Here is a 23,576-nt window from a genome sequence, read left to right on the forward strand (position 1 = left end):
GGCGCCCGGCCACTTGTGACGTTCCGTGAGTGCGTCGGGGTGTCGGCCGTTCGGGTCTCCCCGTGGTGAGCAAGGGGTTCCTCACCCTTCTGGTGCAGATAAACAGGTCATAACGCGACAAACTCACACAGGCTGGGTGGCGGTGTCCCGCGAACCGCCCCGGAGGTCCTTCCGTGCCGCGTCTCCCGCTGCGCAGCACCGCCGCCGTGTCCACCACGATGGCGGCGCTCGTCGCGACGACGATCCTCACCGGACCGTCGGCCGCCGAGCCGTTCTCCACCGCCCCCTGCGCCCTGCCCCGCACCGACGCGCACCACTCCGAGGGCGTCGACACCTGGAACGCGGCCTACACTCGTCCGACCCAGCCGCTTTCGGCCGTGATGGTGTTCCTGTCCTTCCCGGACTCGCCGCCCCGCACCACCCCGGCCGAGCTCGCCGCCGACCACTTCCCGGCCACCAGCCGGTACTACGAGCAGGCCTCCTACGGGAAGTTCACCATCCGGCCGCACCCGCTGACGCACTGGCTGAGGATGCCCCGGCCGTCGGTCGCGTACGGGATACAGCGGGACTGGAGCGTCGCGCTCCGGGCCGCCTACCTGCGGGACGCGTTCGCGGCGGCGGACCCCGAGGTCGACTTCAAGCACTACGACATCGTGTACTTCGTCGCCGACCCGGACGCGCCCGGCGTGGACTCCGACGCCACGAAGGTCGTCAATCTGACCACCCCGGTCCAGGTGGACGGCACGGACGTCCGCCGGGTCGTCACCGTCTTCGAGAAGCATCCGCCGGACCGGCTGGTTCTCGCCCATGAGACCGGTCATGTCTTCGACCTCCCCGACCTCTACCACCGTCCGGTGGACGGCAAGGGCGACTGGGACACCTATGTCGGCGACTGGGATCTGATGGGCAGCCAGTTCGGGCTCGCGCCGGATCTGTTCGGCTGGCACAAGTGGAAGCTGGGATGGCTGGATCCGCGCCAGGTGGCGTGCGTCCGGGGGACCGGGCCGACCCGGCTCACCCTGGAACCGCTGTCCGCCGGGCCGGGCGTGCCGGGCGTGCCGGCGCAGGGCGCGGCGGGCGCACCGGCCTTCGGGCTCGGCAGCGGCACCAAGCTGGCGGTGGTCCGCACCGGGCCGGACAGCGCGCTGGCCTTCGAGGCGCGCGGCACCTCCGGCAACGACAGCGCGGCCTGCCGGGAGGGCATCCTCGTCTACCGGGTCCGTGACGAGACGGCGTCCGGCGGCGGCCCCGTCGAGGTGATCGACGCCCACCCGCACACGGAGGCGTGCTGGGAGAACTCGGTCTACCCGCCGCTGGCCGACGCCCCGGTCTCCCTCGGTGAGACCTTCACGGTGCCGGGCGACGGGGTGAAGGTGGAGGTGGAGGGGCGGACGGCGTCCGGGTCCTGGAACGTGCGGATCACGCCGGGGCCGCTGGAGTGATCCTTGTGGAGTGAGTCCTGGGAGGCGGGTTCGGAGCGCGGAAATGTCGGAAGGCCAAGCTCGCAGGGGCTTGGCCTTCCGGCTACTTCGCGTGCGCCGCCAGGGACTCGAACCCCGGACCCGCTGATTAAGAGTCAGCTGCTCTAACCAACTGAGCTAGCGGCGCCTGCTGACGTCGTAGACCTTAGCATCCTGATCGGCGGGAGGAAAAATCGATATCCGCACGGCCGAGCGGGCCGCCCGGACGGCCGCCCAGAGCAGGATCTCCGGCCCGGGGAGCCACGGGTGCCGGGTGTCCGGGGCGACCAGCCAGCGGGTGTCGGCGGGGACGGGGGACCGGTCCGCGTTCAGCGCCGGGACGGTCACCGCGTCGCCGGTGCCGTGGCACAGCAGCGGCGGTACGGCTTGGCCGCGGCCGCCCCACTCCTCCCAGCCCAGCAGCGAGGGCAGCCGGGCGGCGGTGCCGGGGGCGGCGAACAGGAGCATGCGGCTCCGGAACACCGCGACCGGCCCGGAGCCGGGCCCCTCGTCCCACAGTCGGTCCAGCATGCGGCGGCCGAACAGCGCCGGGGTGTTCACCACGTCGAACGCCGTACCGCAGGGCAGCACGACCGGGGCGTCCGGCCGCTCCTCCCAGAGGGTGAGCGTGCTCCGCGGGTACGTTCCTGCGGAGGCGAGCCAGGCGGCTCCGTCGGGGGTAACCCCGGCCGCGTCGGAGCGGTCGCCGGGGCCACGGAGGGGCGTCTCGTGCGGTGTGCTGCTCGTCGGACTGCTCATGGGGCATTGATACCCATCGTGAGCTGCAGCTCGCCGTGAGTTGCGGAAAACCGGGACGGGATCGGGCGCAGGGGGGTATCTTGCCCGCCTGGCATATGCCTCGCCGCTATACGGGCTCCGCCGACTCGGCCCCCTCCGCCCCCCGCAGCAGGTCCCGGCCGAACTCGACCATCTTCTTCGCGTAGTCCTCGGTCCACTCGGCCCGCTCGGCGATGTCGGCCGGGGTCAGACGGTCGAACCGGCGCGGGTCGGCGAGCTGGGCGGCGGCCATCGCCTGGAACTCCACCGCGCGGTCGGTGGCCACCCGGAACGCCTGGGTCAGCTCCGTCGCACGCGTCAGCAGCGCCCCGGGGTCGTCCAGCGACTCCAGGCCGAAGAAGTGCTCCGGATCGGCGACCGCCTCCACAGGCTCGAAGAGCAGGGGCGCGGGGCGTCGCCGCGGTTCGTTCCGACGCGGCGTGGGCTCCGCCATGTCTGGTCCTCCTCGTACGGTTCGGTGCCAACGGTTCGATGGGCCACCGTCCATTGTCTCGCGCCCGCGCAAGGGGACCCTAGGGCCGATGGATGACTCTGTGCTCGGCCAGATGCGCGAGGACCGCGTGGTTCGCCTCCCAGCCGTCAGGGCTGTGTTCATCGGCCGCCTCCGGCGGCGTGCCGGCCTCCGGCCTGCGAGGGGGCGGGGGCGGTCCGGCGTTCGTCATGGCCGCCAGGCCACCCGATGCTCGGCCAAGTGCGCGAGGACCGCGTGGTTCGCCTCCCAGCCGTCCGGGAACTTCACGAGGGTTCCCAGCTGGACCGGTTCCGTGGAGGGGTAGTCGTCCAGGAGGTCGGTGACGCCGGCTCGGCAGACGACGATGCAGGAGTGGCGGTGGCGGGAGGCGAGGACGCAGAGGCGGCCGGTCTCCAGGTGGAAGGCGGTGGCGTCGGGGCGGCCGGAGAGCGGGTGGAGGACGACCGTGACGTCGTACTCGCGGCCCTGGAGACGGTTGGCCGTGTCGACCGTGACGTCGCTCACGCCCAGCTCCGCCAGGGCCGCGCGGACCGCCGCCGCCTGGTCCCGGTGGGCCGTGCCGACCGCGATCCGGTCGGCGGTGAGGGGCGTGGCGTCCGGGGAGCGCTCGGAGAGGGCCGCGCCGCCCCGGTCGAGCAGCCGTCGTACGACCGTGGCCACCGCCCGGACCGCCTCCGGGTCGGTGCGCGGGGTGTGCCGGGCGGGCAGCTCCAGCAGGCCCCAGCCGGACTCCGCCGCCTCGTCGATCACCCGGTCGGGTCCTGAGCCGTCGGAGGGAACGGCGAACGCGAGGCGGCGGTCGCCGTGGCCGGTGCCGCTGCGGAACGGGGTGTACGGGTAGAACGCGCCGGAGACCAGCGGGGCTGCGGAGGCAGGCAGGCGCCAGGAGACCGGGAGGCGGTGCTGGGGGAGGCCCGGGTTGTGGGCGAGGAGGGTGGAGACGGCGGAGGCCGAGGGGTCGTACGACAGGCCCGCCCACTGCTCGCTGCCCACGATCGCGAACGGGTCCAACTGGCCGGGGTCGCCCACGAACAGCGCCCGTTCGAACAGTCCGGCCACGGCGAGCAGCGAGTCCGAGCGCATCTGGTACGCCTCGTCGACGATCGCGTGCCGCCAGGGCTCGTCCACCTGGACGTGCGCCCACTTCGCGGCGGTGGACAGCACGACCGGCGCCTCCCTGAGGTCGGCCGCCTTCGCCGACTTGCGGACGTTCGGCAGGTCGTCCAGCGCCTTGTCGTACGGGTCGGCGTCACTGCTGTGCAGGCGGCCGACGGGCAGCTCCGGGTTCTTCTCGGCGAGCCGCAGGACGAGGTCGTCGACCTGGGCGTTGGTCTGCGCGACCACCATCAACGGGCGGCCCGCGTCGGCGAGTTCCAGCGCCGCGCGGACCACCAGCGTGGACTTGCCGGCGCCCGGCGGGGAGTCCACGACCACGCCCCGGTCGGTGCCGTTCAGGGTGTCGTGGAGGATCGCGGCGGTGGCGCGGGCGGCTTCGGCGCCCGGGTCGAAGGCGGTGGTCGTCACAGGACGTCCTCCCGGGTCGTCGCGTCGGGGGCCTCCGGCGGGGCCTCGCCGGGCGGCCCGCCGTGTGTCCACGGGGTCGCCTCCGGGTCGGGCAGCTTCGCCCCGCCGCGCTGCTCGTGTTCGAACAGGGTGAAGGTGAGCCGGTCGCCCTTCTCCGGCACGGACCCTTCCTCCGGCTCCTTGCCGCGGCCCATCTTGTCCAGGACGCGCAGCACCAGGATCCCCTCGCCCCCGGACCCGACGAACTCCATGGACTGCGGCTTGCCGCCCAGCGAGCGGTAGGTCTTCGCACGCTCGCCGAGGTGCGGCCGGTCCTCGGTGCGCACGGTCACCAGCGGGCGCGGGCTGGGCCGCTTGCCCTCGCTGTACGCCATGACGACATCGAGGACCTCGCCCGCGAACGCCTCCCCGGCCAGCCGCCGCCCCGCCATCACCAGCGGGTCGTCGAGCGCCTCCTGGGCCTCCAGCCGGGCCTGTTCGCGCTCGCGCGTGGCCAGCTTGTTGGCGGCGGTGACCGCGTCGTCGCGGCGCGGCTGCGGGGGCTCGCCCGCCAGGACGCGGTCCCGGTGGCCGGTGAACGACCAGCGGTCGCGCGTCCACCGCTCCTCGACCCGGGCGCCCTCGGGCAGCCCGCGCAACAGGTCGAGGCCGCGCCAGACCGCGTCCCAGGTGGGCCGGGTGCGGCTCGCGACGAGGTCGCGGATCTCCCGCTCGGCGGCGGTGAGGATCGCCAGCCGGTCGTCGGCCTGCAGACCGTCCTCGGCGGTGGCCAGGGCGGTGCGGGCGCGGTCGTAGCGCTCGAAGGCGGGGGCCAGCAGCTTGTTGTCGAAGGCGGGGTCGGTCGCGGGCCCGGCCGGCGGGCACACCAACTGGCCGTCGCCGTCGCGTGCGAGTTCGGCGTGGCGCGCGGCCGCCGCTCCCGTGCTGCCGGCCGGAGGGTCGAGCCAGGCGAGCAGCGCGCCCAGGTGCTGGTCCTCGATGCCGGACTGGCCGGTCGCCCAGTGCCGGGACAGCAGGTCCGTCATGGCGAGCAGCAGCGAGGAGCCGGGGACGCGGGCGCGCTCGCCGAAGTGGGTGAGCCAGCGGCCGAGCAACGGCACCCGGGGCGGGGCCGGGTAGGGCGCCTCGGGGTCCTGCTCCGCCGTGCGCCGGAACCGCATCGAGCGACCCAGCAGCCGTACGTACTCGATGCCCGCGCGGGCCGGGACGATCAACTGGGGCGCGTCCGCGCACAGTTCGACCTCGACCTTGACCCGCTTGCCGGTCTCCGGATCGGTCTCGGTGCGCTCGGCGGCCTCGACGGCCTCGGCGTAGGAGTCCAGGTACGGCAGGACGACGTCGGCGAGTTCGGCGAGGAAGGCGAACCGCAGGTCGCGGTCGCGCGGCTGGGGTACGACCAGCAGGCGCGGGGCGTCCCGGTCGGTGCCGACGAGCGCGCCGAGCGGGGCCCCGGCCTCACCGGCCGTGGTGAGCGGCACGAAGACGAGGGGGTGCTCGGACACATGCCGGTGGCGGACGGTGGCCGCGGCCTGGGCGGTGCCGGTACTGACGGCTTCGAGGCGGGCCAGGGTGGTGATCAGGGACACGGGACCCCCAGGGCCTCCGCCCGCAGCGCCGCCGCCCTGCGCAGCGCCGCGACCGCCGGGTCGTCGGCGTCGCCGCTCTCGCCCCGGGCCGCCGACAGCACGTCCTCGACCGTGGCCAGGCCGCCCAGTTCGGCGCGGACCGCGCGGCCGAGCGTGGTCACCTCGTCGGCCGCGCGGGACCGCTGCCGGCAGTGGAAGGCCAGTTCGCAGGCGGACAGGCACTCGGGGGCGTAGGTCGCCGGGACCGCCTCGACGGCCGCCGTGAGCTGCTCGGCGGGCAGGTCGGGGGCGAAACAGGTGCCCTCGGGGAGGGCGTCGGCGATGTCCTGGACGCGGGTGAGGCGGGCCAGTTGGCGGGCGGTGACCGCGCGCTGCTTGCGGACGTCCACCGCGGAGGCGGTGGGCAGGTTGGAGAAGTCCTTGGGGCAGACCAGCAGCACGTCGTGGCGCACGCGCGGGGCCGGGTCGAGCCGGGCCGCGACCTCCTCGAGGGCCAGGACGTACACCGCCGCCTGCCGGGCGGCCGCGCCCACCTTCGACGGGTCCGCGGAACCGTCCAGCATCGGGAACGACTTGATCTCCACGACCGTCCAGCTGCCGTCCGGGTGCACCACCACCGCGTCCGGCTCCAGGAAGGCGGGGGAGCCGGCCACCTCCAGCGCCAGCATCGGATGGTCGAGCAGCACCCAGCCGCCGCCCTCGCCACCTTCACCGTCCTCGCCGTGCCCGGCGGCCTCCGCGGCCTCGCGCAGTGCCAGGGCGGTGCGGGCCGTACGGCCCTCGGGGCCGATCGCGGAGAGATCGGGTACGGCGGCGACCTCGGCGGCCCGCCCGGCCGGCTCGGCCCCCGGATCGAGGTGCTCGCGCACCAGCCGCAGCAACTCCACCCCGCCGTCCGCCTTCACCTTCGCCTCGAAGGCGTTGCCCCGGGTCAGCGCGAACTGCGACTGGCCGAAGGCCGACGGCGCGCCGAGGGCGCCCGCCAGCGCGGTCTTGTCCACCCCGGCGCCGTCCAGGATCGCGCGCCGTCTGCACCCCGGGTTCGCGGCGAGCGCGGCGAGGGCGCGCGCGTCGAGGGCCTTGGCGGGGACGTCGGGGCCGCGCAGCTCAGCGAGCCGGTGCCGGAGCGCCGTCCCCCGCGTCCGTGGGGGCAGCGTCCGGTTCGGCTCCGGAGGCGAGCCGGGGCTCGCGCTGCGATGGAATTCGCTCACCCGCCGAAGTCTGGCATCCGGCACTGACAATCGGGGAGCCTGAGCCTTCCGAGCGCGCTGCGACGAGGGAGGCGCGCGGGGTGATCCACCGCCGGACGAGATCGGCGACCCGCATCACGTACGGCGCGAGCAGGAAGCCGGCGCCCATGACGACGGCGCCCGCGACCGCGTCCAGGAAGTAGTGGTTGGCGGTGCCCATGACCACCAGCGCGGTCAGCACCGGGTAGGCCACACCGAGCACCTTGGTCAGCCGGGTGTTGCCGTACCGCCACAGCATCACCCCGCACCACAGCGCCCAGCCGCAGTGCAGGCTCGGCATCGCCGCGTACTGGTTGGTCATGCCGCCCAGACCGCGCGGGGCGCTGGCGTCGCCGCCCCACCAGCCGTAGGAGCTGTACTGGGCCATCGTGTCGACGAACCCGTACTTCGCGTCCAGCAGCCGGGGCGGGCAGGTGGGCAGCAGGGTGAAGCCGATCAGGCCGATGAACGTGGACGTCATCAGCCAGGTGCGGGCCCGGCGGTAGGCCTCGGCGCGCCGGTGGAACAGCCAGACCAGGATCACCGGGGTGACCAGGTAGTGCAGCGAGGCGTACCAGAAGTCGGCCGGTACACCGAGCCACGCCTCGTGCGTGAAGAGCCGGTTGAGCGGATGCTCGGCGTTGAGGCGCAGGTCCTTCTCGATGCGCAGGATCGCCAGACCGTGGTCGACGGCGGTCGCGGTGTCCCCGCGCGCGAGCAGGCGGCCGGCCGAGTAGCAGCCGTACACCAGCAGGATCAACGGCAGCTCGGTCCACCAGCGCAGCCGGGTTCTCGGAGTCACCTCGGTGCCCGGTTTCTCGGTCTGCGGCATCCGACTGCCTCCCCCTTCTCGTCCCTGTCTGCGCGGCGACCGGCGGGCCGACCGTGACACTTTACGTTGCGCGTGTTCCCGCCCATGCGGGGTGCTCAGCCCTCAAAGACGCGGAGAACGCCCACCGGGTTGCCCGTTCCCGGCGCGTTCCCAGCGTGGGTGATGATGGAGGTGTCCCGCTTCCGAATTTCTCCCGAAGGGTTCGTCCTCCATGGCACCGCGCATCCTGCTGGCCCGGCACGGACAGACGCAGTGGTCGCTGTCCGGCAAGCACACCGGCAGGACCGACGTACCGCTCCTGGAGGAGGGGCGCCGGGGCGCCAAGCTGCTGGGCGAGCGCCTGCACCGGCCGCCGCTCGACGGCCTGGCCCACGCCGAGGTCCGCACCAGCCCACTGGTACGCGCGCGTGAGACCTGCGAACTCGCGGGCTTCGGCGACCGCGCGGCCCCCTGGGACACCCTGATGGAGTGGGACTACGGCGCGTACGAGGGCCTGACCCCCGCGGAGATCCAGTCGGCCCGGCCGGGCTGGCTGATCTGGCGCGACGGCGTCCCCGACGGGGAGTCCCTGGCCGAGGTCACCGCGCGGGCCGACGAGGTGGTGTCCTGGGCCCGATCGGCCGACCGTGACGTCCTGGTCTTCGCCCACGGCCACATCCTGCGCTCGATCGGCGCACGCTGGCTGGGCCTCCCCCTGGACTTCGCGGCGCGGATCAGATTGAACCCGACGTCGTTGTCGGTGCTGGGTTGGGCTTACGGGGAGCCGGCCATCGAGAGCTGGAACGATCTGGGGCACTTGGCCGGGTGACCCTGGGTGAGGGGCTGGGGCAGGGCTCGCTTTCAGGCGCCGGCCGGCTGCAGCGCCCCTTCAGGGGCGCGGGGCTGTGTCCATGTGCGGCTCCGCCGCGTGGGCGCGACCAGCCCCCGCTCACCCGCAGTCGAAGCCCGGCCCTACACAACCCTCGGCGTGGACGTGTGGCGGTCCAGGAACTCCTGGACGCCGCTGGCCCGCCGGTGCGGCAACAGCACCCGTGCCGTCCCCGCCAGCATCCCCTGGATCCGCGACGACTGCACCTGGTCCAGAAGGTCGAGCACCCGCATCCCCGCCGTCGCCGCCTCGTCCGGGCGGCCGCCCCGCGCGAGGTCGTCGGCGAGTTCCGCCGTGTACAGCGCGATGTTCCGCGTGAAGTGCGGGTCCTGCAACTCGGCGGCCCGGCGCGCGTGCCGCGCGGCACGCGGCCAGTCGCCCAGCATGGACCAGCACTGCGCCTCCAGCCCCTCCAGCTCGGCCTCCCCGTAGAAGCTCATCCACTCGGGGTCGGACTCCGAGTGGCCCCGCTCGAAGAGGGCCTGGGCGCGGGCCAGCGCCTGCTCGCAGCCGGTGCGGTCGGCGAGCCCCGCCCAGCCGCCCGCCTCGCGCAGCGCGAGGAGCGACATCAGACGGGCCGAGCCCAGCGGGCGCCCGACGCGCTGCGCGGCCTGGGCGGCGCGGACCGCCTCCCGGGGGCGCCCGGCGTCCCGCGCCAGGAACGCCGTGTTGCAGAAGGCGTGCGCCTCCAGCCCCGGGTCCCCGGTCATCCGCGCCGTCGCCAGCGCCTCCGCGTAGTGCGAGCGGGCGTCGTCGAAGCGGCCCGAGTCATGGGCCAGCCAGCCCACCGAGATGGCCAGTTCACCGGCGCCCGAGTGCAATCGCTCGGCGGTCGTCTGCCGGGTCGCGCCCGCGTCAAGGAGCGCGTACGCCGCGCGCAGCGGAGCCGCCGCGCGCCGGTACAGCCCGTCCGCGCCGTGCCGGTCGTCCAGCAGCCGGATCCGGCGTACGGCCTCCTCCAGGGCGACCGCGTGCGAGGACCCGGCGCGGCGCACCGGCCGGTCCGCCGCCACGGCGTCGATCGTGGACCCCAGGGGTCCCAGCGTGGCGGCGGCCACGGTGGCGCCCCCGCCGGTCATGAATAGGCGACGCAGCACGTCGCTCTCCTCGTAGTTGTCGTGCGTCTCGTACGGGTCCCGCGGGTCATACGGCTCGACGGCCCCTTGCGTCTCACCTCCCGTGAGGGAGAGGGGCACGTCCTCCGGCGACCGTGCCCCGCGTCCGCGGACGGACGAACGGGGCGCGAAGCCGAGGTCGGCGAGCGTGCGGCCGGGGAACATGTGGAGGAACACCCGTTCGTACGCGTAGTTCGGGCAGCGGATCTCACCCGCCTCGACCCGGCCGATGTAGCGCGCGTCACAGCTCACCCGCTCGCCGATCTCGCGGGCGGCACGCCGTACCAGCGCGGCGAACTCGGCCGGCGAGTGCCGGCCGCGCACCTGCCGGAAGGCGAGGTTCGGCCGTACCGGCCGATCGGGCTGCGACGAGGTCGCGGTTGACGACGCCATGGCCGGGTCCTCTCGTGCGAACCGTCGAACCATGCCGGACTCATGGTGAGTTGTCCGTGTGGACCCTTGATTCCGGCGGGCAAGAACGTACCTGCTGTGTTGGACCCGTGACGCAGGGTTTAGCTACAAACCGGATATCTCATCCACGATCTGCCATGAACTGCCATCCTTTGCGGCTGACTTCCGCCGTAGCCGTTGACGCCGTGGCGCGTTGGACGTCATGGACTGCAAGAGGGCTGCGTGGTGGAGGCCGGGATGGAGACCAGCCAGAGCAACGATCCTTGTATGCCGCCGCTGACGTCGTCGACGGCGGTGGCGGTGGACGACGCGGGATGCGACCTCGTGACGGTGCCGGCCCGGCAGGGCCTGGAGGCGGTCGACATCCTGCGCCGGGGGGCCGGGGACGCGGTGGGGCCCGTCCTCCACGACGACGGGGGCGACACCCTCGGCTTCGTGGTGCCGGCCGGTACGGCGGAGGGCTGGGACGTCCCCGGCAGCACGTGCACCGAGACCGACGGGCGCGGGCTGCGGCTCAACCCCGAACCGCCGGTCGAGGGCTCCGACTGGTTGCTGCCGCCCGGCGAGGCCGACCTCGCGACGGATCCCGCGGTGCTGCGCCGGGCCCTCGGGGAGGCGGCCCGGATGATCGAGGCCGCGGACAGCTGCCGCTGAATTTCCCGTACGGCCGACGCCTGGGAAAATGACGGAATGGGCAGGACCAGGAACTCACGGCGCGCGGCCAGCGCCGCCGCCGTCGTCGAGGCCGTCGACGGCGGCCTCGCCGAGCTGATACCCGACCCCGACCGGGGCCGGGCTTGGACGCTGCTCATCGACGGCGCCCCGCAGTCCCACGTCGACCTCGACGACCCGGCGTACCTCGACTTCGAGTACCAGCGCCGCCTCGGCCATGTGATCGACCTGCTCGCACCGCCGGGCCGGCCGGTGCAGGTCGTGCACCTCGGCGGCGGGGCGTTCACGCTCGCCCGGTACGTCGCGGCGACCCGGCCCCGGTCCACCCAGCAGGTCGTGGAGCGGGACGCGGCACTGGTCCGACTGGTCCGGCGAGAGCTGCCGTTGGATCCCGGCGCGCGGATCCGGGTGCGGTCCGTGGACGCCCGGGAGGGGCTGCGCAAGGTCCCGGAGGCGTGGGCGGACCTGGTCATCGCCGATGTGTTCAGCGGGGCGCGCACGCCCGCGCACCTGACGTCCACGGAGTTCCTCGACGAGGTGCGCAGGGTGCTGCGGCCGGGGGGTGTCTACGCGGCCAACCTGGCGGACGGGCCGCCGCTGGCGCACCTGAGAGGGCAGATCGCCACGGTGGGGGCGCGGTTCGCCGAGGTGGCGGTGGTGGCGGACGCCGGGGTGTGGCGGGGGAAGCGGTTCGGCAACGCGGTGCTGATGGCGGCCGACGTCCAGCTGCCGGTGCCGGAACTGACCCGGCGCTGCGCTTCCGACCCGCACCCGGGACGCGTCGAACACGGGCGGGCGCTGCGGGACTTCACGGGTGGGGCCGGTGCGGTGACGGACGATATGGCTGTGGCTTCGCCTGCGCCGCCGCCTTCTGTCTTCCGTTAGCGGTCAGTACGTCTCCACCTGCACATGCGGCGGGCCGTCGTGCCACGTGCAGAACACCGAGACGCGGTCCGTGCTTCTGCTGAACTCGATGCGGATCCAGGACTCCGTCTTCCACACCTGCATCGACCAGCCCGTGCCCGGGGTCGCCGAGACGAGCGTCGCGCTGGTCTCGCCGAGGTCGAAGACGGCCCGGCCGCCGTCCGTGTCGTAGGCCTTGACCTGGCCCGAAGCGGAGGCGGAGGCCGTGGCGGAGGGGCTGGGGGCCGTGGTCGGGGTGCGGGAGGCCGTCGGGGCGGGAGTCGCCGACGGGCGGGGCGCGGCGGTCCGTGAGGGACTCGGCGCGCGGGAGGTGGAGGACGCCAGCGGCTTGGAACCCTGGGTCGTCGGGTCGTCGTCCGCCGCCGTGACGGGCAGGGCGCGGGGCGGGTCGTAGGCCGTGCCCGCCATCACCGTGTGGACACCCCACCACGACAGCGTGACCGCCGCGCCCGTGGCGAGCAGCCAAGCCAGTATGTGTACGAGTCCTCTGCGCATCGCGGGCCATACTGCCTCAGCGGTACCGCCGCGCGCACTCGTCCCGAGTTATCCACAGGCCCAGACCAGCGTCCGCCCCATGGCGTACGGTGCGGCGCATGGCAAGTGTGCTCGTGGTCGAGGACGACCAGTTCGTACGCTCGGCGCTCATCCGGCAGCTCGCCGACGCCTCGCACACCGTGCGCAGCGTCGGCACGGCACTGGAGGCGCTGCGCGAGGTCGCCCATTTCCGCTTCGACGTGGTCATCCTGGACCTCGGACTGCCGGACCTGGACGGCTCCGAGGCCCTGAAGATGCTGCGCGGCATCACCGACGTGCCCGTCATCATCGCCACCGCGCGCGACGACGAGACGGAGATCGTCCGGCTGCTCAACGCCGGTGCGGACGACTACCTGACCAAGCCGTTCTCCGTCGAACACCTGTCGGCGCGGATGGCCGCCGTGCTGCGTCGGGCCCGATCCGGCGGAGGTGAGCCGGCGCCGTCCAGTGTGCTGCGGGTCGGCGGCCTGACCGTCGATCCGCTGCGCCGGCAGGCCGAGTTGGACGGAACGCGGCTCGATCTCACCCGGCGCGAGTTCGACCTGCTGGCCTTCCTGGCCGGGCGGCCCGGGGTCGTCGTACCGCGCAAGGAGCTGCTGGCGGAGGTCTGGCAGCAGTCGTACGGGGACGACCAGACCATCGACGTCCATCTGTCGTGGCTGCGGCGGAAGCTGGGGGAGACCGCGGCCCGGCCGCGGTATCTGCACACCCTGCGCGGGGTCGGCGTGAAGCTGGAGCCGCCGGGTGCGGAGAGGGGGCCGGTCCGATGAGATGGGCACTGGTCAAGGTCGCGCTGGCGGTCACCGCGATGGTCGTGGTCGCCTTCGCGGTCCCGCTCGGCCTGGTCGTCAAGGAACTGGCCCGCGACCGCGCCTTCTCCAACGCGGAGCGGGAGGCGGCCGCCGTCGCCCCGGCCCTGTCCATCACCACCGACCGGGACCAGCTGGAGCGGGTGGTGGCCGCGGCCGGGCTGGACGCGGGCATGGCCGTGCACATACCGGCGACGGACGGCGGCGCCGCCGTCGACATCGGGCGGCAGCGCGCCGCCGGCCGGGACATCGCGACCGTGCGGAAGCTGGGGCGGGCCTCCACCACGGAGGTGGCCGGCGGGTCGACCCTGCTGCAGCCCGTCGCGCTGAGCTCCGGGGCCATCGCGGTCGTCGAGGTGTACGTGCCCGAGTCCGAGGTGACCAACGGTGTCTCCACGGCCTGGGCGGTGCTCGCCGCCGTCGGGCTGGCGCTGGTCGTCGGCTCGGTCGCGGTCGCCGACCGGCTTGGTGTGCGGATGGTGCGACCCGCCCGGCGGCTGGTCGAGGGCGCGCACGAGCTGGGCGAGGGCAAGCTCGGATCGCGGGTGCCCGAGGAGGGGCCGACCGAACTGCGGCTGGCGGCCGTCGCGTTCAACTCGATGGCCGATCAGGTCGTCCAACTGCTGGCGAACGAGCGGGAGCTGGCCGCCGATCTGTCGCACCGGCTGCGGACCCCGCTCACCGTGCTGCGGCTGAACGCCGCCTCGCTCGGGGACGGGACCGCCGCCGAGCAGACCCGGGCCGCCGTCGCGCAGCTGGAGCGGGAGGTCGACACCATCATCCGTACCGCCCGGGAGGCCAAGCCGCAGACGGCGGCGATCGGGCCGGGAGCCGGGTGCGACGCGGCCGAGGTGGTGCGGGAGCGGATGGGGTTCTGGTCGGCGCTCGCCGAGGACGAGGGCCGCAAGTGGCGGGTGGCCGGCGTGGACCGGCCGGTGCGCATACCCGTGGCCCGCGCCGACCTGGCCGCCGCGCTCGACGCGCTGCTCGGCAACGTCTTCCGGCACACCGCCGAGGGCACCGCCTTCGCGGTCGACGTGCACAACGCGGAGGACGCGGTGATCGTGCTGGTCTCCGACGCCGGACAGGGCATCCGGGACCCCGAGTCGGCGATGGCCCGGGGGCGGGGGTCCGGGGCGGCCGGGTCGACCGGCCTCGGCCTGGACATCGTGCGCCGGCTCGCCGAGTCGACGGGCGGGGACGTGCGGATCGGCTCGTCGGTGCTGGGCGGCACCGAGGTGCGGATCTGGCTCCAGCTGGACGGCGGGAAGCCGGAGCGCAGTGGCAGGGGGCACCGGGGGTCGATGCGCCGGCGGAGAATGGTCTCGACCTTTAATCGGTCCCGATCCCTTCCTTAAGCGCACCCTAAGATCCCCAACGGCCGCCCCTATCAGGCCGTTTGTCCGAATCCCGGTCGCTAGCGTGCTGCCGCACCCCCCAATTCGGCAGGCGAAGGCAGGCACGCGCATGAGCACACACCGGCGCAGGATCAGTGGCAGAAACAAGGCGATAGGCGGTCTGGTCGCGGCGGCCGTGGTCGGTGGCGGGGCGATCCTGTTCACCGGTATCGCGCAGGCCGCCGGGGTCGGCGCCGCGTACACGAAGACCAGCGACTGGTCGACCGGGTACACCGCGCAGTACGTCGTCACGAACAACAGCGGTGCCAGGGAGAAGGACTGGACGCTGGAGTTCGACCTGCCGGCCGGCGCGAAGCTCAGCTCGCTGTGGAACGCCGAGTACACCGTCAGCGGTCAGCACGTCACCGTGAAGCCGCCGAAGTGGGACACGGACGGTCTGGCGGCCGGCGAGGCGGACACCGTCGGCTTCGTGGTCAACGGCAGCGGGGACCCGACCGGCTGCCGGATCGACAACGCGAGCTGTTCGGCGGACGGCACGGCCACCCCCGAGCCCAGCGGCCGCCCGACGCAGTCCGCCACCCCGACCCCGACCCCGACCAAGACGGCCACCCCCACGGCCACGGCCTCCGCCACCCCCACCGCGACGGCCACCCCCACCGCCTCCCCCACCCAGAGCACCGGTACCGGCACCACCGCCTCCGCCGGCTTCGCCCCGTACGTCGACACCTCCCTCTACCCGGCGTTCGACCTCCTCGCGGCGGCGAACGCGACCGGCGTGAAGAACTACAACCTCGCCTTCGTCACCGACGGCGGCGGCTGCACGCCGAAGTGGGGCGGGGTGACGGACCTGGCGAGCGACGGCGTGGCGTCCCAGATCGGCGCCCTGCGTGCCAAGGGCGGTGACGTCCGGGTCTCCTTCGGCGGCGCGTCCGGCTCCGAACTCGCCACCACCTGCTCCTCGGCGGACGCGCTGGCGACGGCGTACGGCAAGGTGGTGGACGCCTACAACCTGACCAAGGTCGACTTCGACGTGGAGGGCGGCGCGCTGCCCAACACCACGGCCAACACCAACCGCGCCAAGGCCATCGCCAAGCTCCAGGCCCAGCACCCGAACCTGGACGTGTCGTTCACCCTCCCCGTGATGCCCGAGGGCCTCACCCAGGACGGCGTGAACCTGCTCTCCGACGCCAAGGCCAACGGCGTGAAGATCAGCGCCGTCAACATCATGGCGATGGACTACGGCCCGGCGTACAACGGCGACATGGGCACCTACGCCATCCAGGCGGCCACCGCCACCCAAGCCCAGATCAAGAGCGTCCTCGGCCTCTCCGACTCCGCCGCCTGGAAGGCCGTCGCGGTCACCCCGATGATCGGCGTCAACGACGTCTCCGCCGAGGTCTTCAAGGTCGACGACGCCACCCAGCTGGTCGACTTCGCCAAGTCCAAGGGGATCGGCTGGCTCTCCATGTGGTCGGCCACCCGCGACCAGCAGTGCGCCGGCGGTGCCAAGTCCACCGCGGACGCCACCTGCAGCTCGGTCGTCCAGGACAAGAACGCCTTCTCGAAGGCGTTCGCCGCGATCGGCTGACCGTGCCGTGTGGGACGGGTGCCGCGATGTCACAACCGGCGGGGCTGTCTCGTCCCAGGTCCCGGAGACAGACTCCGGGACCGGCAGGAGACGGACATGACCAGGATCGGCATCATCATCGGCAGCACCCGCCCCGGACGCAACGGCGAACAGGTCGCGCGGTGGGTGCGCGACCGGGCGGCCGAACACGTGGGCGACGGAGCGGACTTCGAGCTCGTGGACGTGCAGGAGTACGCGCTGCCGCTGCTGGACGAACCCGTGCCGGCGATGCGGACACCGGGCGCCAGGCCGCACACCCGGCGCTGGGCCGAGCGGATCGGCGGGTGCGACGCCTTCGTCGTCGTCACCCCCGAGTACAACACCGCCCCGCCCGCCGCCCTGACCAACGCCATCGACTACCTCTACGAGGAGTGGGGCGGCAAGCCGGTCGGATACGTGGGCTACGGCGTCTTCGGCGCGGTCATGGCCGTACAGAAGCTGCGCGCGCAGGCGGGGCCGCTGCGGATGGCGGACATCGGGCCGCAGGTGGCGCTGACGCTGCGCGAGGACTTCGTCGACTTCACCGAGTTCCGGCCGCGGGAGGCGCAGGTGGCCGGGGTGCACGGGCTGGTCGACGAACTGCTGGCCTGGGAGCGGGCGCTCGGAACACTGCGCACGCCCGCGCGGGCGGCCGCCTGAACCGGCCTGCACGGACACGACACAACAGGGCAGGGCACGACACGGCGCGGCGTACGCGGAACCACCGCGTACGCCGCGCCGTCGGCACCGGACCGCTCAGAAGATCCCCGGCCCGCCGAAGCCCCCGAACCCGCCCGGGCCGCCGGGGCCGCCCATCGGCGGACCGTGGTGGTGGAAGCCGTCGAAGATCGCGTCGGCCAGGAGCATGCCGCCCACCCCCGCCGCGCCCGCGACCAGGGCCGTCTTCCACCACGGCGTGCTGTACCAGCCGCCGGGGACGGTACGGCCGCCGACCGAACCGCCCGGGTAGTAGTACGGCGTCCCGGCACCCGGGCGGTCCGAGGAGGTGTACGTCTGGCCGCCCACCGTCACCTGCTGCCCCGCCGTCGCCGCGCCCATCGGCGGCAGCGCCGGGCCCGGGTCGAGGCCGAGGGCGGTGCGGGCCGCCCGCATGTAGTGCAGGCCCTCCACCGCGGTCTGGGTCACCAGCGCGTACTGCGCCGGGGTGTACGCCGTCGCCAGCTGGTTCTGTGCCGCGCGATGACGCTCCGCCGCGTCCGCCAGCGCCTGGCGCGCCGCGCGTTCGTCGCCCGCGTCGAGGGTCGCGATGCCCCCGCCCAGCCGGTCCACCCAGCGGGTGGCCTCGGCGCCGGCGTCGGCGGTGAAGTCCTGCTGCGCCGTCCGCCCGGCACCGACCGCGGCCCGCTGCCGGTTCCGGCCGGCGAAGGCCACCACTGACCCGATGACCAGCGCCAGCAGCACCAGCGCGATGAATCCCATGACGTCCTCCGGTGTCCACGAGGATCACTCCATCACCTCGTACCACCCATGAGACGCCCGGGAATGGAGAGCCCGCTGATCGACGCCTGAGCACTCCCTGTGAGCCGGGCACGGCACTCCCCTCCGGCCCCGCGCGGAAGCGCCCCAAAGAGGCGCTGGGGGAGGAACTGCGCGACCGGCCACAACGGCGCCGCAGCCGGACGACGGCGTCAGGCGGCCGCCCTCGCCGGCGGCAGCGTTCCCGTACGGGCCGCCTCCCCGTACCAGCGCGCGCTCGACTTCGGCGTCCGGGCGAGCGTCGTGTAGTCGACGTACACCGCCCCGAACCGCTTCTCGTAGCCGTACGCCCACTCGAAGTTGTCCATCAGGGACCACAGGTAGTAGCCGCGCACGTCCGCGCCGTCGGTGAGGGCGCGGCGGACCGCCGAGAGGTGGCCGTGCAGGTAGGCGATGCGCTCCGGGTCGTGGACGTTGCCGTCGGGGTCGGGCTTGTCGTCGTAGGCGGCGCCGTTCTCGGTGACGTAGAGCGGCAGGCCCGGCGCCTCCCGCGTGTAGCGCATGATCAGCTCGTGCAGGCCCGTCGGGTCGATCGTCCAGCCCATCTCCGTGCGCTCGCCCGGGGTCTGGTGGAAAGTGACGTCGTCGGCGCCCGGCCACGGTGAGTGGGCGCCGGCGCCGTGGCCGTCCGCGCGGGGACCGACGCCGGCGTCGGCCGCCGCCGACACCAGCGTCGGCGTGTAGTAGTTCAGCCCCAGCGCGTCCAGCGGCTGGTGGATCGCGTCGAGGTCGCCGTCCTGGACGTACGACCAGTCCGTCACCGACGCCGTCGCCGCGAACAGCGACGGGGGGTACACGCCGTGCAGGATCGGGCCGTGGAAGACCCCGTTGGCCAGGTCGTCGATGGTGCGGACCGCCACCAGGTCGGCCGGGTCCTGCGTGAGCGGCCGTACCACCGAGGAGTTGAGGCTGATCGCGACCTGGTTGCGGGCCGGCATCACCGACCGCAGGGCCGAAGTGCCCAGCCCGTGCGCGAGGTTGAGGTGGTGCGCGGCGCGCAGGGTGGCCGCCGGGTCGGTACGGCCGGGGGCGTGCACGCCGGAGCCGTAGCCGAGGAAGGCGCTGCACCAGGGCTCGTTGAGGGTGATCCACTGCTCCACCCGGTCGCCGAGCGCCTCGCCGACGATCTGCGCGTACTCGGCGAACCGGTACGCCGTGTCCCGCTCCGGCCAGCCGCCCGCGTCCTCCAGTTCCTGGGGGAGGTCCCAGTGGTAGAGGGTGATCGCGGGCCTGATGCCCTTCGCCAGCAGCTCGTCCACCAGGCGGCGGTAGAAGTCCAGGCCCACCTGGACCGCCGGACCCCGGCCGGTCGGCTGGACGCGCGACCAGGAGACCGAGAAGCGGTAGGCGTTCAGGCCCAGGTCCGCCATGAGCGCCACGTCGTCGCGGTAGCGGTGGTAGTGGTCGACAGCGATGTCACCGGTCTCGCCGCCGGCCGTCTTGCCCGGCGTATGACTGAAGGTGTCCCAGATGGAGGGCGTGCGGCCGTCCTCCCGCACCGCCCCCTCGATCTGGTACGCGGAGGTCGCGGCGCCCCAGAGGAAGGCGGGAGGAAAGGCCTCGGTCGGCGAATCGGGCATGGAAGCGCTCCCATGGTCGGCTTGTCGCCATTATGCATGGGAGCGCTCCCATGGCAAAGAGGTGCCGCCTGGCTCCCGCGGCCCCGCCGGCGGCCCGGGACGTCCGGTCCCCGGTAGGCGCTCCGGAAAGCTCATTGTTCACCTCTCGGCGTCCGGTCCGAGCGTGCCGTGTTCTGGTCCCGGAAACCCCGAGCGCGCGGTGGTGAGCGGCGCAACTCCTGGGGCGTCGATCGCCGTCGCGTCTGTGACCTGCGTGATTCCTGGATGAGGCGGGCTGATGTCGGGCCGGTGAAACCCCCCGGCGCGACACGTTCCCGTGACGTCCGGAACACGCTTGGGCAACAACGCCGTTTTCAAGTCTTGACAGTCGGCCCGACAGGAACCAGTCTTCCGGCATGCCGCGTGGGAGCGGTCCCACGGGTAGCCGGGGAATCTCTCCCGTGTGGAGCGAACCACCCCATGGCCTTTCCCTCTGTCGTCACCGCACCTCGTTGACCAGCACCTTTTCACCGCACGTTGAGTGCTGTGGGCCGGCCGCTGCTCGCACCGAGAGGGCAGGTCCGGATCGCCGGTCCCCGGCGGTCTGTTTCCTGAGATCCCGTTCCCCACTGGAACAAGGAGTAGTGGAATGCGTATCACCCGTACCGGTCGTCGCGGCCGCAGAGCGGCGGCCCTGACCACAACGGTCCTGACCGCCTCGGCGCTGCTGCTGACCGGTTGCAGCAGCGACGGCGACTCGGACGCCTCGGACTCCAACGGGAACATCACTCTCACGGTGGCGGACTTCGGGCAGTTCGGCTACAAGGAGGCCGACCTGTTCGCGAAGTACCACAAGCTGCACCCGAAGATCACGGTGAAGGAACAGACCACCGCCAACGAGCAGGACTACTACCCCAAGCTCCTTCAGCAGCTGAACACGGGAAGTGGCCTGGCGGACGTCACCGGCATCGAGGTGGGCCGCATCAAGGAGGTCGTCGACACCCAGGCGGCCAAGTTCACCGACCTGAGCAAGACGATCAACGTGGACGACTGGGTCTCCTGGAAGGAGAAGCAGGCCACCGCCTCGGACGGCACGGTCATCGGCGCCGGCACCGACATCGGCCCGATGTCCCTGTGCTACCGCAAGGACCTCTTCGACAAGGCGGGTCTGCCCTCCGACCGCGACGCGGTCGCCAAGGCCGTCGCGGGCGGCTGGGAGGACTACCTCAAGCTCGGCGAGCAGTACAAGAAGAAGGCCCCGTCCGGCACCTACTTCATGGACTCCGCGAGCGCCATGTACAACGCGGTCGTCAGCTCCTCCGCGCAGCAGTACTACGACGCCTCCGGCAAGCCGATCTACAAGGACAGCGCCTCCGTGCAGCAGGGCTGGAACCTGGCCGCCGAGGCCGCGTCGAAGAAGCTGACCCACGGTCTGGCGCAGTTCACCGACGCCTGGACGGCGGCGCTGCGCAAGGGCAGCGTGGCGACCGTGGCCTGCCCCGCGTGGATGGCCGGGCAGATCTCCACCAACTCCGGTGACGCCTTCAAGGGCAAGTGGGACATAGCCAAGGCCCCCGGTTCGACCGCGGCCAACTGGGGTGGCTCCTTCCTGGCCGTGCCCAAGAGCGGCAAGCACGCCAAGGAGGCCGCCGAGCTCGTCAAGTGGCTGACCGCCCCGGAGCAGCAGGCCGAGGTCTTCAAGGCGATCGGTGTCTTCCCGTCGAACAAGGGCGCCTATGACCTGCCCGGCGTGAAGAACGCGACGCTCCCGTACTTCAACAACGCGCCGATCGGCCAGATCTACGCGGACGAGGCCAAGACCATCCCCGAGGCGGTGCTCGGCCCGAAGGACGCGACGATCAAGGACACCATCTCCACGCAGATCAACAACATGGAGCAGCGGGGCACCAAGCCCGCCGACGCGTGGAAGGCCGCGACCGAGGCGATCGACAAGGTGATCGGCTGACGACCCGCGGTGCGGGCGGCCCCGCCGGCCGCCCGCACCGCGCGCCGTGCCGTACGAGGTTCCGGTGCCCGGCGCGTGGGTAGGGCGCGCCGGACACCGGCGCGCCGCGTCCCCCGGCCGGGCCCGGTGCGGTGGGAGACCCCGACGTCGCCGTCCGGCCCCGCCCTGTCCCGCCCCCGTTCCCCGGCCGAATCCCCCAGGAAGGAAATCCCCCGTGGCAACGACGACACCCACACGGGGTGCCCCCACCCCGCCCGCCGGCGGCTCCGGTGCCGTGCCGAACGGACGCGGCACCTGGCGCAGCCGGCTGTGGCGCTTCGACGACCTCGCGTCCCCGTACGCGTACATCGCTCCGTTCTTCCTCGTCTTCGGTGCCTTCGGGCTCTACCCGCTCCTCTACACGGGCTGGATAGCCCTGCACCGGGTGGAGATGACGAGCCTCAGTACGTCGGAGTGGGTCGGCTTCGACAACTTCACCAAGATCCTCCAGGACTCGGAGTTCTGGACGGCCGTCACGAACACCTTCCTGATCGGCGTCATCTCGACCGTCCCGCAGCTGCTCGTGGCCCTCGGCCTCGCCCACCTGCTCAACTACAAGCTGCGCGCCAGCACGTTCTGGCGGACGGTCGTGCTCACCCCGTACGCCACCTCGGTGGCGACCGCGGCCCTGGTCTTCGCCCTGGTGTTCCGGGCCGACGGCGGCATCCTCAACTGGGTGCTGCACTTCGTCGGCATCGGCAACACCGACTGGGGCAACGGCGAGTGGACGTCCAAGATCGCCATCTCGGTCATCGTGATCTGGCGCTGGACCGGCTACAACGCGCTGATCTACCTGGCGGCCATGCAGGCCGTGCCGACCGACCTGTACGAGGCCGCCTCCATCGACGGGGCGACCCGCTGGCAGCAGTTCCGCAAGGTGACCATTCCCTCGCTGCGGCCGACGATCCTGTTCACCATCGTCATCTCGACGATCGGCTCCATGCAGCTGTTCGGCGAGCCGCTGCTGCTCCAGGGCGGCACGCTCGGCTCCACCGGCGGCAACGAGCACCAGTACGAAACCCTCAGCATCTACCTCTACAACTACGGCTGGAAGCTGGGGCATCTGGGCCCGGCCGCGGCGGTGGCCTGGGCCATGCTCGCCCTGCTGCTGCTCATCGCCCTGATCAACTTGATCGTCGGCCGGTTCCTGCGCAAGAGCGCGGCCTGACGGGAGCGATATCGATGACCACGACCAGCCCCACCAACACCGCACCGAGCCTCGACCCGGTGCCGCCGGTCGCCTCCCCGGGCAGGAACCGCGTACGCCTCAAGCTCGGCGCGGGGCAGCAGCTCAAGGGCGGCCCCCTCACCTACCTCGCCCTGGTCGTCGTCGGCCTGGGCTCGGTCTTCCCGCTGTACTGGACGCTGGTGGCCGCCTCGCACGACCAGCAGCGGGTCCTCGACAGCCCGCCGCCGCTGCTGCCGGGCGGCAGGCTGTGGAGCAACCTCCAGACCGCCTGGGAACAGGCCCATCTGGGCAAGGCCATCGTCAACAGCGTGATCGTGGCGGGCTGCATCACCGCGGCCACCCTGTTCTTCTGCACCCTGGCCGGCTACGCCTTCGCCAAGATGCGGTTCCGCGGCCGGGGCGCCCTGATGACCGCGGTCATCGCCACCCTGACGATCCCGCCGCAGCTCAGCGTGGTCCCGCTGTTCATGATGATGGCGGACATCGGCTGGGGCGGAAAGCTGGAGTCGGTGATCTTCCCGACCCTGGTCGGCGCCTTCGGTGTCTTCTTCATGCGCCAGTACCTGCTGGAGGCCCTGCCCTACGAACTCATCGAGGCGGCCAAGGTGGACGGCGCGACCAACATCCGCATCGTGTGGAACGTGGTCCTGCCCGCGGCCCGCCCCGCGATGATGGTGCTCGGGATGCTCACCTTCGTGCAGGCGTGGAACGACTTCTTCTGGCCCTTCCTCGCCCTGAACCAGGACAACCCCACCCTCCAGGTCGCGCTCGGCCAGCTCAGCGCCTCCTACACCCCCGACCAGAGCATCGTCATGGCCGGCGCGCTGATCAGCACCCTGCCGCTGCTGCTCGTCTTCGTGATCTTCGGCAAGCAGATCGTCGGAGGCATCATGGCGGGCGCCGTCAAGGGCTGACGCCGGGCGGGCCGCCCGATCCGTTTCCGCCGGTCCGCCCACCGCGTTCCGGCGGTCCGCCCCCGGGCTTCGGGGCGTCCCGCACCGTCCGCCGTCCCGTACGGGTCCGCCCCAGGTGCGGGCCCGTGCCCGGCCGGTGCCCGCGCGACCCGGCCGCCTCCCCGCAGCAGGACCGTGTCCGACCCCCCTTCTCCGCTTCTCTGCCTCTCCCCTT

The 23,576-nt window shown here is 72.7% G+C and carries 20 protein-coding genes, 1 tRNA gene and 1 pseudogene; 11 read left to right on the plus strand and 11 right to left on the minus strand.

Translation table 11 applies throughout. The features are described 5' to 3' along the window. The first annotated feature begins 218 nt into the window (after nucleotides 1–218). The gene (locus tag ACFZDK_RS29920) at nucleotides 219–1,442 is read left to right on the plus strand and encodes a M6 family metalloprotease domain-containing protein (RefSeq protein ID WP_390977307.1); all 1,224 of its coding nucleotides are present in this window, start codon (nucleotides 219–221) and stop codon (nucleotides 1,440–1,442) included. Nucleotides 1,443–1,534: 92 nt separating this feature from the next. Here ACFZDK_RS29920 and ACFZDK_RS29925 read toward each other — a convergent pair. The 7 genes and pseudogenes from ACFZDK_RS29925 to ACFZDK_RS29955 all read right to left on the minus strand — a co-directional run bounded on the left by ACFZDK_RS29925 (nucleotide 1,535) and on the right by ACFZDK_RS29955 (nucleotide 7,901). Continuing rightward, a tRNA-Lys gene (locus ACFZDK_RS29925) sits at nucleotides 1,535–1,608 on the minus strand. Next, nucleotides 1,599–2,252, minus strand: a pseudogene (locus ACFZDK_RS29930) (bifunctional DNA primase/polymerase); the annotation flags it as partial. The pseudogene ACFZDK_RS29930 and the gene ACFZDK_RS29925, both read right to left, overlap by 10 nt. A gap of 73 nt (nucleotides 2,253–2,325) precedes the next feature. Continuing rightward, nucleotides 2,326–2,691 (minus strand): hypothetical protein, encoded by a 366-nt coding sequence (locus tag ACFZDK_RS29935; RefSeq protein WP_390977032.1) that lies wholly within the window; start codon nucleotides 2,689–2,691, stop codon nucleotides 2,326–2,328. A gap of 225 nt (nucleotides 2,692–2,916) precedes the next feature. Then, entirely contained in the window at nucleotides 2,917–4,254 is a 1,338-nt protein-coding gene (locus ACFZDK_RS29940; protein ID WP_390977033.1) for an AAA domain-containing protein, read from the minus strand. Next, nucleotides 4,251–5,840 carry a hypothetical protein gene (locus ACFZDK_RS29945; RefSeq protein ID WP_390977034.1) on the minus strand — a complete coding sequence of 530 codons (1,590 nt, stop codon included), beginning with the start codon at nucleotides 5,838–5,840 and terminating at the stop codon, nucleotides 4,251–4,253. The genes ACFZDK_RS29940 and ACFZDK_RS29945 overlap by 4 nt, the downstream gene beginning before the upstream one ends. Continuing rightward, on the minus strand, nucleotides 5,831–6,994 hold the full coding sequence (locus tag ACFZDK_RS29950) for a hypothetical protein (RefSeq protein WP_390977308.1): 1,164 nt from the start codon (nucleotides 6,992–6,994) through the stop codon (nucleotides 5,831–5,833). Before ACFZDK_RS29950 ends, ACFZDK_RS29945 begins: the two co-directional genes overlap by 10 nt. Continuing rightward, nucleotides 6,948–7,901, minus strand: a complete 954-nt coding sequence (locus ACFZDK_RS29955; protein ID WP_390977035.1) for a phosphatase PAP2 family protein — start codon at nucleotides 7,899–7,901, stop codon at nucleotides 6,948–6,950. Before ACFZDK_RS29955 ends, ACFZDK_RS29950 begins: the two co-directional genes overlap by 47 nt. A 211-nt stretch (nucleotides 7,902–8,112) precedes the next feature. On the opposite strand from ACFZDK_RS29955, the gene ACFZDK_RS29960 reads away from it, so the two are divergent. Further along, nucleotides 8,113–8,709 carry a histidine phosphatase family protein gene (locus tag ACFZDK_RS29960; RefSeq protein WP_390977036.1) on the plus strand — a complete coding sequence of 199 codons (597 nt, stop codon included), beginning with the start codon at nucleotides 8,113–8,115 and terminating at the stop codon, nucleotides 8,707–8,709. Between the two features lie 143 nt (nucleotides 8,710–8,852). Here ACFZDK_RS29960 and ACFZDK_RS29965 read toward each other — a convergent pair whose 3' ends face one another. Beyond that, a complete protein-coding gene (locus ACFZDK_RS29965) occupies nucleotides 8,853–10,277 on the minus strand; it encodes a hypothetical protein (RefSeq protein WP_390977037.1) in 1,425 nt (474 codons plus the stop codon). A 255-nt stretch (nucleotides 10,278–10,532) separates the two neighbouring features. On the opposite strand from ACFZDK_RS29965, the gene ACFZDK_RS29970 reads away from it, so the two are divergent. Both ACFZDK_RS29970 and ACFZDK_RS29975 read left to right on the plus strand, forming a co-directional pair. Further along, nucleotides 10,533–10,949 (plus strand): hypothetical protein, encoded by a 417-nt coding sequence (locus tag ACFZDK_RS29970; RefSeq protein WP_390977038.1) that lies wholly within the window; start codon nucleotides 10,533–10,535, stop codon nucleotides 10,947–10,949. 36 nt (nucleotides 10,950–10,985) lie between these two features. Continuing rightward, complete coding sequence (locus ACFZDK_RS29975; protein ID WP_390977039.1) at nucleotides 10,986–11,852, plus strand: fused MFS/spermidine synthase; 867 nt, start codon at nucleotides 10,986–10,988, stop codon at nucleotides 11,850–11,852. Between the two features lie 3 nt (nucleotides 11,853–11,855). Here ACFZDK_RS29975 and ACFZDK_RS29980 read toward each other — a convergent pair whose 3' ends face one another. Next, nucleotides 11,856–12,386, minus strand: a complete 531-nt coding sequence (locus ACFZDK_RS29980) for a hypothetical protein (RefSeq protein ID WP_390977040.1) — start codon at nucleotides 12,384–12,386, stop codon at nucleotides 11,856–11,858. Between the two features lie 98 nt (nucleotides 12,387–12,484). Between ACFZDK_RS29980 and ACFZDK_RS29985 the strand changes: the two genes are divergently transcribed. From ACFZDK_RS29985 to ACFZDK_RS30000, 4 genes are all read left to right on the plus strand, one after another. After that, entirely contained in the window at nucleotides 12,485–13,195 is a 711-nt protein-coding gene (locus tag ACFZDK_RS29985) for a response regulator transcription factor (RefSeq protein WP_355711391.1), read from the plus strand. Beyond that, nucleotides 13,192–14,592 carry an ATP-binding protein gene (locus ACFZDK_RS29990; RefSeq protein WP_390977041.1) on the plus strand — a complete coding sequence of 467 codons (1,401 nt, stop codon included), beginning with the start codon at nucleotides 13,192–13,194 and terminating at the stop codon, nucleotides 14,590–14,592. The genes ACFZDK_RS29985 and ACFZDK_RS29990 overlap by 4 nt, the downstream gene beginning before the upstream one ends. Before the next feature lie 109 nt (nucleotides 14,593–14,701). After that, entirely contained in the window at nucleotides 14,702–16,180 is a 1,479-nt protein-coding gene (locus ACFZDK_RS29995) for a cellulose binding domain-containing protein (protein ID WP_390977042.1), read from the plus strand. A gap of 96 nt (nucleotides 16,181–16,276) precedes the next feature. Further along, complete coding sequence (locus ACFZDK_RS30000; protein ID WP_390977043.1) at nucleotides 16,277–16,858, plus strand: NAD(P)H-dependent oxidoreductase; 582 nt, start codon at nucleotides 16,277–16,279, stop codon at nucleotides 16,856–16,858. A gap of 96 nt (nucleotides 16,859–16,954) precedes the next feature. Here ACFZDK_RS30000 and ACFZDK_RS30005 read toward each other — a convergent pair whose 3' ends face one another. Then, the gene (locus ACFZDK_RS30005) at nucleotides 16,955–17,638 is read right to left on the minus strand and encodes a hypothetical protein (RefSeq protein WP_390977044.1); all 684 of its coding nucleotides are present in this window, start codon (nucleotides 17,636–17,638) and stop codon (nucleotides 16,955–16,957) included. Nucleotides 17,639–17,847: 209 nt separating this feature from the next. Further along, nucleotides 17,848–19,275 carry a GH1 family beta-glucosidase gene (locus ACFZDK_RS30010; protein WP_390977045.1) on the minus strand — a complete coding sequence of 476 codons (1,428 nt, stop codon included), beginning with the start codon at nucleotides 19,273–19,275 and terminating at the stop codon, nucleotides 17,848–17,850. Between the two features lie 628 nt (nucleotides 19,276–19,903). Here ACFZDK_RS30010 and ACFZDK_RS30015 point away from each other — a divergent pair. From ACFZDK_RS30015 to ACFZDK_RS30025, 3 genes are all read left to right on the plus strand, one after another. Continuing rightward, a complete protein-coding gene (locus tag ACFZDK_RS30015; protein WP_390977046.1) occupies nucleotides 19,904–21,220 on the plus strand; it encodes an extracellular solute-binding protein in 1,317 nt (438 codons plus the stop codon). Nucleotides 21,221–21,434: 214 nt separating this feature from the next. Further along, complete coding sequence (locus ACFZDK_RS30020; protein WP_355710650.1) at nucleotides 21,435–22,427, plus strand: sugar ABC transporter permease; 993 nt, start codon at nucleotides 21,435–21,437, stop codon at nucleotides 22,425–22,427. A 14-nt stretch (nucleotides 22,428–22,441) separates the two neighbouring features. Beyond that, complete coding sequence (locus tag ACFZDK_RS30025; protein WP_390977047.1) at nucleotides 22,442–23,362, plus strand: ABC transporter permease subunit; 921 nt, start codon at nucleotides 22,442–22,444, stop codon at nucleotides 23,360–23,362. Nucleotides 23,363–23,576 lie beyond the last annotated feature (214 nt).

Origin of the sequence: Streptomyces sp. NPDC007901 (assembly GCF_042959465.1) — a bacterium.
In the GTDB taxonomy this organism is placed as follows: Bacteria; Actinomycetota; Actinomycetes; order Streptomycetales; family Streptomycetaceae; genus Streptomyces.

What these genes read in the sequence shown, in the direction of transcription:
- ACFZDK_RS29920 (WP_390977307.1), top strand. Translation starts at nt 219, where the DNA reads ATGGCGGCGCTCGTCGCGACGACGATCCTCACCGGACCGTCGGCCGCC.
- ACFZDK_RS29935 (WP_390977032.1), bottom strand. Translation starts at nt 2,691, where the DNA reads ATGGCGGAGCCCACGCCGCGTCGGAACGAACCGCGGCGACGCCCCGCG.
- ACFZDK_RS29955 (WP_390977035.1), bottom strand. Translation starts at nt 7,901, where the DNA reads ATGCCGCAGACCGAGAAACCGGGCACCGAGGTGACTCCGAGAACCCGG.
- ACFZDK_RS29960 (WP_390977036.1), top strand. Translation starts at nt 8,113, where the DNA reads ATGGCACCGCGCATCCTGCTGGCCCGGCACGGACAGACGCAGTGGTCG.
- ACFZDK_RS29965 (WP_390977037.1), bottom strand. Translation starts at nt 10,277, where the DNA reads ATGGCGTCGTCAACCGCGACCTCGTCGCAGCCCGATCGGCCGGTACGG.
- ACFZDK_RS29970 (WP_390977038.1), top strand. Translation starts at nt 10,533, where the DNA reads ATGGAGACCAGCCAGAGCAACGATCCTTGTATGCCGCCGCTGACGTCG.
- ACFZDK_RS29975 (WP_390977039.1), top strand. Translation starts at nt 10,986, where the DNA reads ATGGGCAGGACCAGGAACTCACGGCGCGCGGCCAGCGCCGCCGCCGTC.
- ACFZDK_RS29980 (WP_390977040.1), bottom strand. Translation starts at nt 12,386, where the DNA reads ATGCGCAGAGGACTCGTACACATACTGGCTTGGCTGCTCGCCACGGGC.
- ACFZDK_RS29985 (WP_355711391.1), top strand. Translation starts at nt 12,485, where the DNA reads ATGGCAAGTGTGCTCGTGGTCGAGGACGACCAGTTCGTACGCTCGGCG.
- ACFZDK_RS29990 (WP_390977041.1), top strand. Translation starts at nt 13,192, where the DNA reads ATGAGATGGGCACTGGTCAAGGTCGCGCTGGCGGTCACCGCGATGGTC.
- ACFZDK_RS29995 (WP_390977042.1), top strand. Translation starts at nt 14,702, where the DNA reads ATGAGCACACACCGGCGCAGGATCAGTGGCAGAAACAAGGCGATAGGC.
- ACFZDK_RS30000 (WP_390977043.1), top strand. Translation starts at nt 16,277, where the DNA reads ATGACCAGGATCGGCATCATCATCGGCAGCACCCGCCCCGGACGCAAC.
- ACFZDK_RS30005 (WP_390977044.1), bottom strand. Translation starts at nt 17,638, where the DNA reads ATGGGATTCATCGCGCTGGTGCTGCTGGCGCTGGTCATCGGGTCAGTG.
- ACFZDK_RS30010 (WP_390977045.1), bottom strand. Translation starts at nt 19,275, where the DNA reads ATGCCCGATTCGCCGACCGAGGCCTTTCCTCCCGCCTTCCTCTGGGGC.
- ACFZDK_RS30015 (WP_390977046.1), top strand. Translation starts at nt 19,904, where the DNA reads ATGCGTATCACCCGTACCGGTCGTCGCGGCCGCAGAGCGGCGGCCCTG.
- ACFZDK_RS30025 (WP_390977047.1), top strand. Translation starts at nt 22,442, where the DNA reads ATGACCACGACCAGCCCCACCAACACCGCACCGAGCCTCGACCCGGTG.